Source organism: Arthrobacter sp. HMWF013 (assembly GCF_003061105.1).
GTDB lineage: Bacteria > Actinomycetota > Actinomycetes > Actinomycetales > Micrococcaceae > Arthrobacter.
Genome location: NZ_QAIQ01000288.1, coordinates 1 through 10,493, shown reverse-complemented (window position 1 = coordinate 10,493; position 10,493 = coordinate 1). Strand labels below are relative to the sequence as shown.

At 64.7% G+C, this 10,493-nt stretch carries 11 protein-coding genes; 4 read left to right on the top strand and 7 right to left on the bottom strand.

Going from position 1 to position 10,493, the window contains the following annotated elements; translation table 11 throughout:
- The 4 genes from DBR22_RS11215 to DBR22_RS11200 all read left to right on the top strand — a co-directional run.
- The coding region (locus tag DBR22_RS11215) for an oxidoreductase C-terminal domain-containing protein (RefSeq protein WP_308810204.1) at window positions 1–309 on the top strand (309 nt) is incomplete at its 5' end.
- A gap of 37 nt (window positions 310–346) precedes the next feature.
- The gene (gene fdxA / locus DBR22_RS11210; protein ID WP_108599082.1) at window positions 347–670 is read left to right on the top strand and encodes a ferredoxin; all 324 of its coding nucleotides are present in this window, start codon (window positions 347–349) and stop codon (window positions 668–670) included.
- Window positions 671–672: 2 nt separating this feature from the next.
- Window positions 673–2,019 (top strand): FAD-dependent oxidoreductase, encoded by a 1,347-nt coding sequence (locus DBR22_RS11205; RefSeq protein ID WP_108599081.1) that lies wholly within the window; start codon window positions 673–675, stop codon window positions 2,017–2,019.
- On the top strand, window positions 2,016–3,188 hold the full coding sequence (locus tag DBR22_RS11200; protein ID WP_108599080.1) for a P-loop NTPase: 1,173 nt from the start codon (window positions 2,016–2,018) through the stop codon (window positions 3,186–3,188). Before DBR22_RS11205 ends, DBR22_RS11200 begins: the two co-directional genes overlap by 4 nt.
- Before the next feature lie 105 nt (window positions 3,189–3,293).
- Here the strand turns inward: DBR22_RS11200 and DBR22_RS11195 are convergent, their stop codons facing one another.
- The 7 genes from DBR22_RS11195 to DBR22_RS11165 form a co-directional block, all read right to left on the bottom strand.
- Window positions 3,294–4,526 (bottom strand): CaiB/BaiF CoA transferase family protein, encoded by a 1,233-nt coding sequence (locus tag DBR22_RS11195; RefSeq protein WP_108599079.1) that lies wholly within the window; start codon window positions 4,524–4,526, stop codon window positions 3,294–3,296.
- Window positions 4,523–5,671 (bottom strand): thiolase family protein, encoded by a 1,149-nt coding sequence (locus tag DBR22_RS11190; protein ID WP_108599078.1) that lies wholly within the window; start codon window positions 5,669–5,671, stop codon window positions 4,523–4,525. The genes DBR22_RS11195 and DBR22_RS11190 overlap by 4 nt, the downstream gene beginning before the upstream one ends.
- Window positions 5,664–6,077 carry a Zn-ribbon domain-containing OB-fold protein gene (locus tag DBR22_RS11185; protein ID WP_108599077.1) on the bottom strand — a complete coding sequence of 138 codons (414 nt, stop codon included), beginning with the start codon at window positions 6,075–6,077 and terminating at the stop codon, window positions 5,664–5,666. The genes DBR22_RS11190 and DBR22_RS11185 overlap by 8 nt, the downstream gene beginning before the upstream one ends.
- Complete coding sequence (locus tag DBR22_RS11180; RefSeq protein WP_108599076.1) at window positions 6,074–6,283, bottom strand: ferredoxin; 210 nt, start codon at window positions 6,281–6,283, stop codon at window positions 6,074–6,076. The genes DBR22_RS11185 and DBR22_RS11180 overlap by 4 nt, the downstream gene beginning before the upstream one ends.
- The gene (locus DBR22_RS11175) at window positions 6,283–7,575 is read right to left on the bottom strand and encodes a cytochrome P450 (protein WP_108599075.1); all 1,293 of its coding nucleotides are present in this window, start codon (window positions 7,573–7,575) and stop codon (window positions 6,283–6,285) included. Before DBR22_RS11175 ends, DBR22_RS11180 begins: the two co-directional genes overlap by 1 nt.
- 46 nt (window positions 7,576–7,621) lie before the next feature.
- Window positions 7,622–9,115 carry an aldehyde dehydrogenase gene (locus DBR22_RS11170; RefSeq protein ID WP_108599074.1) on the bottom strand — a complete coding sequence of 498 codons (1,494 nt, stop codon included), beginning with the start codon at window positions 9,113–9,115 and terminating at the stop codon, window positions 7,622–7,624.
- An 82-nt stretch (window positions 9,116–9,197) separates the two neighbouring features.
- Complete coding sequence (locus DBR22_RS11165; protein WP_181365138.1) at window positions 9,198–10,073, bottom strand: SDR family oxidoreductase; 876 nt, start codon at window positions 10,071–10,073, stop codon at window positions 9,198–9,200.
- Window positions 10,074–10,493 lie beyond the last annotated feature (420 nt).

The window sequence follows — 10,493 nt, the reverse complement described above, 5'->3', positions numbered from 1 at the left end:
GCGCGGTACGTTGCCACGGCGATCACCGGCGGTGAGGTGCAGCCCTACACCTCGAACGACTACGTGTGGTCGGACCAGTACGACTGGAAAGTGCATTCGGTAGGGTGGCGCGACCCGGCGGGCAGCTCGACAGTCATCGGCGACCTGCTCGAAGACGGACGCGTCGCCGTGATCCATGCGGATGCCGACGGCACCGCCAGTGGCGCTGTCACCGTGAACTGGGTGCGCGCACTCAATCAGGCGCGGCGAGTGCTCGCCGGCAACGGAACGGCCACCGCACTGGTCGAAGAATTGCAGCAGCGGGCCTGAGCCCGACGCTGCGAAAGGCTACAGAGAGGAACTTCCAATGGTTTACGTGGTAACCGAGGCTTGCATCGACGTCCAGGACAAGAGCTGCATGCAGGAATGCCCTGCCGACTGCATCTTTGAGGGCGGTCGCATGACGTACATCAACCCTGACATGTGCATCGATTGCGGAGCGTGCGTCAGCCTCTGCCCGGTCGAGGCAATCTACTACGACGCCGAGCTCCCCGCCGATCAGGAGCAGTACATTGAACTCAATGAACGGTTCTTCGCCGAGGTCCAAACTCCGAAGGGCGGCCGGAAAGCCGGCAAGATCGAGTTCGATGTTGCCGAAATCCTGGCGATCCCCCGCCGCGGGGAGCGGTGACCATGGCTGCCCTCAGGGTCGCCGTCATCGGATCGGGTCCTTCCGGCTCCTACTCCGCCCAGCTCCTCACCGAGGAATCAGAGTCGCCCATCGAGGTGGACGTGTTTGAACGCCTCCCCGCGCCGTTCGGTCTGGTGCGCTACGGGGTGGCGCCGGACCACCCACGCATCAAATCAATCACGACGTCATTCGCCGAGGTCTTCGAAGAGACGCCAGGCGTTCGATTCCTTGGAAACGTGCTGGTGGGCAGGGACATCACGCTGGACGAAATGCGCGCCCGCTATGACGCCGTGGTCTTCGCTACCGGCGCCCCGCTCGACCGGTCGCTCGGCATCCCCGGGGAAGACCTCCGGGGTGTCCACGCCGTGCGTGAATTCGTGTCGTGGTACGGCGGACACCCGGACAGTGACCCGCAGTCGTTCAGCCTCAGCGGCCAGCGCGCAGTGGTCATCGGCGTCGGCAACGTCGCACTCGATGCCGCGAGAATGCTGATGTTGAGCGTCGAGGAGCTTCGGGCCACCGACGTGCCCGAGCATATCGTCGAGGCTTTCGCCGCGAGCAGTTTCCGGGAGGTGGTCATCGTCGGCCGCCGCGGACCGGCCTTCGCCAAGTTCACCAACAAGGAGTTCCTGGAATTTCTGGAGGTGGAGAGCTGCGACGTCATCATCGACCCTGCAGATCTGGAGCTCAGCCCCGAGGAGCAGGTGCACCTCGACGCGGATCCCGCCGCGAAGCGCCTGTTCAGTTCATTCAAAAAGGCGGTCGACCGCGGGGTCCTCGGCCGCGAGCGTTCGGTGCGGTTCATTTTTGACCGTTCACCGGTGGAACTTCTCGGTAACGACGGCGTTGTCTCGGGTATCCGTCTCGCTCAGACCAGCGACCCATCGGTCACCGAAACCCTTGATGCCCAGCTCGTGCTGCGCTCGGTGGGATACCGCGGAAAGGCGTTGGACGGGTTGCCGTTCGACGAGCTGACCCACACGGTGCCCCACGTCGAGTCCCGCGTCCACGGCGACGACGGCGTCGTGGACGGGGTGTACATCGCCGGCTGGATCAAACGCGGACCGACCGGCGTCGTGGGAACCAACCGGCGCTGCGCGCTCGATACCGTGACCTCCCTCCTCGAAGACGTCGGTGCGCCAGGGCATGTTCCAACGGCCTCAACAGCGGCTGACGTCGATGATCTCCTTGAGTCCCGCGGCGTCCACGTCGTTGACTGGGCGGCGTGGAAAACGATCGACGCCGCCGAGGTCGCCGCCGGCGAATCGGTGGGGCGTGAGCGCGTGAAACTCCACGACCGCGACGAGATGTTGCGTGTCGCCCGGGGGAACAGCGTGGAATTCCGATGACACAGGACCAGGACGGCGGCGCTGCCGTCACACAGATCGAAACCGCCGTCCGCGCCGCCGCGGGCGGCGTTATTGACCCGGAGCTGCGCCGTCCGCTGGCCGATCTGGGCATGATCGATGCCGTCGCCGTGCACGACGGCGTGGCATCGGTCGTCGTCCTGCTCACGATCGTCGGCTGCCCTGCCGCAGACAGGATCGAACACGAAGTCCGCACCGCAGTACTGGAGGTGCCCGGGATTCAGGATGTGAGGGTGGTGCTCGGGGTGATGACGGACGGGCAGCGGGCCGACATGGTGACAAAGCTTCGGAACGGCAAGCCACGCGCCACCACGGCGTTCACTGCCGACTCCCTTACCAGGGTCATCGCCGTCACGAGCGGCAAGGGCGGAGTCGGCAAATCCACGGTTACCGCCAATCTCGCTGTGGCGCTCGCCGCCCGCGGCCTCCGGGTGGGACTTCTCGACGCCGACGTCTACGGTTTCTCCATCCCGGGACTCGTCGGTCTCGTGGCAGCCGATGGCCGGATCGCACGGCCCACGCGTGTGGGCGAGCTCGTCCTGCCGCCGGTCGCCCACGGAGTGAAGGTGGTTTCCATCGGCATGTTCCTTCCCGAGGGGTCCGAGGGCACCGCCATCTCGTGGCGGGGACCGATGCTGCACAAGACACTCGAGCAGTTCATTACGGATGTGTTCTTCGGCGACCTCGACGTGCTCCTCGTCGATATGCCACCTGGCACTGGCGACATCGCGATCTCCGTCGGGCACCTCCTTCCGCACGCCGAGGTCCTTGTGGTGACCACGCCGCAGCCGGCGGCGGCAGGCGTCGCCGTACGCAGCGGCCAGCTCGCCCGGCAGCTCGGTCAGCGCATCATCGGGGTGATTGAGACGATGTCCCCGGTGGAACTCGCCGACGGATCGACGTTCGAACCTTTCGGTGCCGGTGGCGCCGACGCCGTTGCGGCAGCGCTGTCCACCCCTGAGGAGACGGTGACCAGGATCGCCTCGATACCTTTCAGCACCGTGCTTCGTGCGGACGGCGACGACGGTCTGCCCATCACCACCGAACATCACGATGACCCCGCCGCGCGCGCATTCCGCATGCTGGCGGACCTTGTGGCCACGAGGCCGCGCGGGCTCGCCGGGCGCAAACTGCCGCTGTCCGTCGGCTGACTGGAGGCGGGCATGCCCGCCACCCTGGTGCGCTGCACAAGCAGTGTCAACAACAATTAGGCGGGGCCCGTAACCGGGACCCGCCTAATTGTTGTTTGTACGGGCCTAGCCCACCCGCTCGACCTCGGTCGCGGCGGCCCCAACAACTCCGTCGGCGACGAGGGAAGCGATGACCTCCTCGCTGAACCCCAGACCGTTGCGCAGGATGTCGAGGGTGTCCGCGCCCAGCGCGGGCGGGTAGGTCGGTGCAACGTCCGCCACGCCCACGAAGCGGATCGGCGTGGCGACGTTCTGGAACCCGGTGGTGCCGTTGCCCACGGTGATGAGGGAACCGTCGTCGGCATTGCGGGCGTCGGTCAGTGCCTCCAGCACGTTCTTAACGAGCGCGACAGGCACGGACTCCGCCGTCAGCAGGTCCACCCACTCAGCGGCGGGCTTGTCCGAAACCCGCTCCTCCAGGATGGCCCACAGGGCTTCCTTATTCTGCAGCCTGCCGGCGGCATCGACAAAGCGTTTGTCTGCGATCAGATCGTCCAGACCGAGTACGTGGCATAGTCCCTCCCACATCCGCGGAGTATTCGCTGTGACCACAAACTCCCGGCCGTCTCCGCCGCGGAACGAACGGTACGTCGCAATCGAATCGTGTGCGGCTCCCTGTGGCTCTGGAGCGACCTGGTTGATGAACGTGTACAGCGCCTGATAGGAAAGCATCGCCAGTTGCCCGCGCAGCATCGAAATGTCGATAATGCCGCCGCGGCCAGTGTCATTCCGGGCGTGGAGCGCGGAGAGGATGCCGATGACCGCGTATAGCCCCGCCACCACATCGCCGGCGGGGATGCCGAGGCGGGCAGCGGGGGAACCGGGGTGCCCGGTGAGGCTCATGACACCGCTCAGGGCCTGCACCACCATGTCGTAGGCGGGCCGATCGCGGAGCGCGCCCTCCTGGCCGAATCCGCTGATCGAGGCCCAGATCAGGGCGGGATGTTTCTCGAGGACCGCGTCAGGTGCCAGCCCCAGCCGCTGGGTGACTCCTGGCCGGAAATTCTCGATGACGATGTCCGCGTCCGCGATGAGTGCATGCATCACGTCCAGGCCGCGCGCTGACTTGAGGTCGATCGCGATGCTGCGTTTGTTGCGGTTGTTGGACAGGTAATAGGCACTCTCCCCATCCAGTTTCGGTCCGGCGATGGCCCGGCTTGAGTCGCCGTCGAGGGACTCCACCTTGATGATCTCCGCGCCGAGGTCGCCAAGAAGCTGCGTGGCCGACGGGCCGGACAGGAATGTCGTCAGATCAACGATCCGGATCCCCTCAAGGGGACGTTCTGCGGCGGCGCTCATGCTGCTTCGAAAATGTGGATCGTGCAGGCACCGTGGTCCAGGCCCGCTGTACCGCCGCCGGTCACGTGGGTCATTGCCCAGCGGGCATCGTCAACCTGCCGGTCCCCGGCCTGACCGCTGAGCTGCCAGAATGCCTCGGCAACCTGGGCCACGCCGCTTGCGCCCACCGGGTGGCCTTTGGCGAGCAGCCCGCCGCTCGGGTTCACCACCACTGAACCGCCGAAGGTGGTTTTGCCGTCCCGGATCAGATCGGCGGCGTGGCCCCGCTCCGCGAGGCCGAACGCCTCGTAGTACACGAGTTCGGCGATGGAAAACGCGTCGTGGAGCTCGATCATGTCGAGATCCTTCGGCTCGATGCCTGCCTGTGCGTAGGCGTCCTGCGCGGACCGTGAGCTGATCTCGGGCCGGGTCATATCGCGGAAACCTTCTTCAACATGGCCGGAGTGCAGGACTGATGCCGCGATGCGCATCCCGCCGGACGTGCCGAGACGCTTCCGGGCCCGCTCGGAAGCGAGGACCACGACGGCGGCACCATCGCCGGTGGGGCAGCACATCAGCAGGGTGAGCGGATCTGCCACTGCGCGGGAGGCGAGCACTTCCTCGACGGTCACTTCCTTCCGGAACTGTGCGAACGGGTTCAGTGCCCCGTGCTTGCGTGCCTTGACACTGACGAGGGCAAGATCCTCGGCTGTTGCCTCAGTCTCATAGAGGTACCGTGTCGCCCGCATCGCATAGACGGCGGGCATGATGATGCCCTGCTTCACCTCGCGGTCCTCGGGGGAGAGCGGCAACGCGCCGCCACCGAACTGGGTCAGCTTTTCCACACCTATGACAACGGCGATGTCGATGAGCCCCTGGGCGATCGCCGTTGAGGCTTCGTGGATCGCAGTTGCGCCGCTTGAGCAGGCATTGTCCACGTTTACCGTCGGCACATCACCAAGCCCGATCTCCTTGCAGATCCGTTGCCCGGTCATCATGCCGCCGTATGAGTGCCCGACGTACACTGCATCAACCTCGGACTTGTCGACGCCCGCGCTGCGCAGGGCGTCGATGAGCGGCGGCACGGCGAGGCCGACATACGAGGATGTGCGGTACTTCGCGAAGGGGATCATCGCGGCTGAGATCACATGAACGTTTTCAGTCATGGTGGTGCCCTTTCGTCTCACTGGCCTCACGCGCGAAGAACCAGTTTTCGCCGTCCACGCCGAGCTCCACGCGGATGCCCGGCTCAAGGGGGGTGTCGCCTTCGCGGATGTCGGCCAGCGTGCGCACATCGTTGTCGAGGTCGACGTAGCCCAGGGGGCGGATGCCTTCGCCTCCGACGTGCAGCCGGGTGAATGAGTAGAGAGTTCCTGTGGTGGGGAGAGCGATGGTCCCGACATTGGAACTTACGCACGAACTGCACACGACCCGCGTGCCGATCATCTCCCGGCCGCAGTCGCCGCAGCGCGTTCCCAGGAGCCGTGGCCCCTCGGGGAACGCGCTGAGCAGGTCGTCATTTTCCATATCGGCGATGGCCGCTGACGCCTTCGCGGCGGTTTCGGTCTTCACGTGTGATCGCCTTCCTCATGTGCACGCGCGATGGCGCGCGTCGGACAGACGTCAATGGCCATCCGGATTTTGTCGTCGTTGTCGCCGTGATCATCGACGACGAAGGCGATGCTGTCGTCGTCGAGGTCGAAGGTCGCCGGCGCATAGAAGGTGCACTGGCCCGATCCCATGCAGCGGTCACGGTCGACGGTCAGTTCCGGGGCCATCACGACTCCGCCGGGGTATACGTGAGGTGGAGCTTGGTGTGTCCGCGGAATTTGTAGCTGCGGATCAGGTCCCATTCACGTGCCCCGGCCGGCCCATGGTGCTCTTCGCTCACCTGGATGCTGCCTGTCCGCTCCAGGAACCGCTGGATGGAGAAGACCGCTTCCGCCCTTGCCAGCGGTGCACCAGGGCAAGTATGGATTCCGCGTCCGAAAGCGAGGTGCTGACGTGCGTTGGCGCGCATGACATCGAAGTCCTCCGGGTTGTCGAAGACCCTGGGGTCGCGGCCGGCCGCGCCGTGCAGGAGCATGACGTTGGTGCCGGGCGGAAGGTCGAGGCCGCCGAGGGTGGTCGCTGTTTTGGTGATGCGGAACGATCCCTTAATGGGCGCCTCGATCCGGAGAGTTTCCTCGAGGAACTTAGGGATAAGCGAGGGCTCGCTGCGCAGCAGGTTCTGGACCTCGGGGTTGTCTGCGATCCGGGCCACCGAAATGCCGAGCAGCTGCACGGTGGTTTCCTGCCCGGCGGAGAAGAGGTTGGCGGCGATGCGTGCCACTTCGATGGGCTCGGGGAGCGAGCCGTCAGGGAAGGTGGCGATGGCCATTCCGGTCAGGATGTCGTCCTGGGGGTTTTCGCGCCGTTCCTCGATTTTTGCGATGAAGTAGTCGTACATCTTCTCGAGGCCGTTCTGATGGCTGCTCGTCTGAAGCTCGAGATTGCCGAGCACCGGTCCGGGGGCCGAGGCAAGCAGGTCCAGGAGCATCTGGTGGTCCTCCACCGGGACGCCCAGGAGATCCGCAACGGCAAGGATCGTGTAGCCCTTGGCGTAGTCCCAGATGAATTCTGTCTTCCCCTGGGGGATGAGCTCGTCGAGGAAACGGTCTGCAGTGTCCTTGAGAAACTGCTCGTTCTCCTTGAGCCGCTTGGGAGTGATGAGACCCATCAGGATGGCGCGATGGTCCGTGTGCACGGGCGGGTCGAACGTGACGATCTGGTCGCTGGCCCCGAAGTACTCGCGGTGCTTCTCCAGGATCTCGGTGATGTCGTCGCCCACCAGTTCGACGGGGAGCTCGATCACCGGACCGCCCACCCGGTTGATCGATGAGTAGACCTCGGGCTGGTGGTACACCTGCAGGGCCTCTTCGTAGCCGGTCACGATGACGACGCCGTATTTCGGCTCCCGGAACACCGGGTAGTTCGCGAGCATGTGGTCGAAGTATGGCTCGGCTTTGGATGCGATGTCCGGGTTGGTGAAGAAGTCGACCTCGGTGGGATCGATCTGGGTGGTTGTCATCCGCTTGTCTTCTCTCTCTGTGCGCTCTCCGGCGCGGTTTGCTCGATCACTGGAAACGCGAGGGGGCGCCATCAAGCAGCACCGTCTTCGATTCCAGGTAGGGGAGCAGACCCTGAAGCCCGCCCTCGCGACCGACTCCGGATTGCTTGAATCCTCCGACACCCATCAGCTGGTCCGTTTTGAAGCCGTTATGGCCGACCGTTCCCGAGCGGAGCCGACGGGCTGCGTGGTATGCCCGGTCGTTGTCGTTGGTGAACACAGCGGAGTTCAGCCCATAGACGGTGCCGTTCGCCAGCTCGATCGCATGCTCTTCGTTGTCGGCCGCGATAATCGAGAGCACCGGGCCGAAGATCTCTTCCTGCGCGATCGTGGAGTTGTTATCGACGTTCGCGAAGACGGTCGGTTCGACATAAAAACCGCGCTCGAGGTGCGCCGGACGGTGACCGCCGGTGACGAGGGTTGCGCCTTCGTCGATGCCTTTCTGGACGTATCCCAGCACCCGGTCGCGCTGGCGTCCCATAGCCAGCGGGCCGAGTTGGCTGCCGGCGTCGAACGGGTCTCCGACCCGCACCGAACCGAAGATCGACCCGAGGGCTTCAGCCATCTCATCGTGCCGCGCTTTTGTGACGATGACACGGGTCAGCGACATGCAGACCTGCCCGTTGAGCGAGCATTCCGCGGCGGAGAGGGTCTTGGCGGCGGTTGCGATGTCATAGTCGTCGAAGATGACCGCCGCGGATTTGCCACCGAGTTCCAGGGTGTAACGGGCGACGCGTTCGCCGACAATCGAGGCGATCCTGCGCCCGACACCGCTCGACCCTGTGAACGAGATCTTGTCGACCCGCGGGTCGCGCACCAGCTGTTCAGAGACCTCCCGGTCGGCGGTGACCACGTTGAGTACGCCGGCGGGCAAGCCGATCTCTTCGGCGATCTCGGCGAGCACATAAAGTTCGCCGGGCGCCTCGGGCGGAGCCTTCAGGACGACCGTGCAGCCGGCAAGAAGAGCGGGTGCCAGCTTGTGGATCGCGAGCGACAGCGGCGTGTTCCACGGCACAATGGCGCCGACGACGCCGATCGGCTCTTTCACGACGACGCCGAACGGGGCGAACTCGGGGGTTGCCTGGGCTTCGAACGGGTAAGTGGCGGCGAGGTCTGCGTGGTAGTCGAGGGTGTTCGATACGCGTGAGATCGCCACCTGCGACATGGAGAACAGGACGCCGGCCTGGCGCGACCAGAACGTCCCCGTCTCAGAGGAGCGCTCGCGCAGTCCCGCCGCGAGCTTGCGGAGGTATTCGCCGCGCACCTGCGGTTCGAGGAATGGCCACGGCGAATGATCGAAGGCGTAGCGTGCAGCGGCTATCGCCGCATCCATGTCCTGGGGCCCGGCCTCAGCGACGCGAAAGAAGGTCTCTTCGGTGCCGGCGTCGATGACGTCGAAGCCGGAGTTGCTCGTGGGAAGTACCCACGTGCCGTTGATGAAGAGGCGGTCGGCGTGCCGGATGTTGACCGGGGCGCCGCGCTCGGTGAGTACGTCAGTCATGTACGTCTCCTGTTTCCTGATTTATGTGTCGATGTTCTGGAGCGGGTTTGCCGCTGTGCTGCAAGAGGGCGGGTTCAGCTGCTCACGCCGGCTGCCTGGACAGGACTCCGCGCAGGGTCCACGACGTGCGGTCGGGCGCCTGGCCGGCCAGGACCTGCGAATTCATGCCGAAGTCGACGGAGAGGTGCGCGCCCGAAACGTAGCTGGCGAGGTCCCCGCCCAGGAAGACGAGTGCACGGGCCATGTCCACTGACTCTGCCAGCCGGCCGGCGGGTCCGAGGTCGGCCTCTACGGCCTCCCTGCCGCCTTTCATCGCCGCGAACTCGTCGAACATGCCCGAGATGGTCATGGCCGGCAGCAGGGCGTTGACCCGGATTTTTCGCAGGTCCGCAAATCTCGCGGCTTCTTCGGCAACCCAGAGGTTGAGCATGCGCTTGGACAGGATGTAACCGAGCGACCCGGGAATGCCACCGAACTCGGCGTCGATTCCCTTGGCGAGCCCGACGAGTTCGTCCCAGCCCGTTCCGTGGATGAGCGCGGCCGTTTCCTCGCGTACATCCGGCCGATCCCATCGAAGGCCACCGTTCGAGGTGACGAAGGTCAGTGATCCGTCCGCGACGACGCGGTCTGCGAGGTAAGTGTCTGCGATGTATTTGTTTGCGATGAAGTTGATGGTCACGGTCTCGAGGAAATCCGTGTGCACGCCGGAAACGCCCGCTACGCCGAAGAACCGGTCGATGGATTGCGGAAGCCGCGCAAAGGCAACATCGATCGAATCCTTGTCACCGAGGTTCGCGACGATGGACGCGGTGAGGCCTGCGACGGGCGATTGGACCCGGTCCAGTGCGTGCACTTCGGCGCCCAGGTCGACGAGGATCTCGGCCAGGGCCTTGCCCATGCCCGATGCGGCTCCCGTAACAACGCAGACCTTGCCGGAATATCCGAGGTAGTCGGTCACTGTATGTACTCCTTCTTCATGAACGAGCCGAGTCGACATCGTTGTCTGTACTAGTTGCTTCGATAAAGCGAGTGTTCCCTTCAAGGGAACGAAGAGTCTGTATTGCGAAACGCTAGCACGAGTCTGCCACTAGACGATGCTGGCGTCAATGCATCCTTTGGTCGGTCATGCCCCGGTGCGGCGGCTATGTGGAAAAGGGTTGACAGCAGCGCCGTTCCGCGTGCAGACTCCTCTCGAAACCATTTTACGAAACGACTGTTCCGTCTAAGGCGACAGCCGGCTGACGAGGTTGTAAAGCGGCACGGACTTTTCCTGGACCCGGTCCAAGCGGTGTCCGGTGCCGCGTTTTCACGGAGCAACACGACGAAGGAGTCGGCATGAGCATTGCGCGAACCGCTCGCCACCGTGGCGATGCGCCCC

Coding starts and splice junctions, on each gene's coding strand:
- fdxA (WP_108599082.1), top strand. CDS start 347: ATGGTTTACGTGGTAACCGAGGCTTGCATCGACGTCCAGGACAAGAGC.
- DBR22_RS11205 (WP_108599081.1), top strand. CDS start 673: ATGGCTGCCCTCAGGGTCGCCGTCATCGGATCGGGTCCTTCCGGCTCC.
- DBR22_RS11200 (WP_108599080.1), top strand. CDS start 2,016: ATGACACAGGACCAGGACGGCGGCGCTGCCGTCACACAGATCGAAACC.
- DBR22_RS11195 (WP_108599079.1), bottom strand. CDS start 4,526: ATGAGCGCCGCCGCAGAACGTCCCCTTGAGGGGATCCGGATCGTTGAT.
- DBR22_RS11190 (WP_108599078.1), bottom strand. CDS start 5,671: ATGACTGAAAACGTTCATGTGATCTCAGCCGCGATGATCCCCTTCGCG.
- DBR22_RS11180 (WP_108599076.1), bottom strand. CDS start 6,283: ATGGCCCCGGAACTGACCGTCGACCGTGACCGCTGCATGGGATCGGGC.
- DBR22_RS11175 (WP_108599075.1), bottom strand. CDS start 7,575: ATGACAACCACCCAGATCGATCCCACCGAGGTCGACTTCTTCACCAAC.
- DBR22_RS11170 (WP_108599074.1), bottom strand. CDS start 9,115: ATGACTGACGTACTCACCGAGCGCGGCGCCCCGGTCAACATCCGGCAC.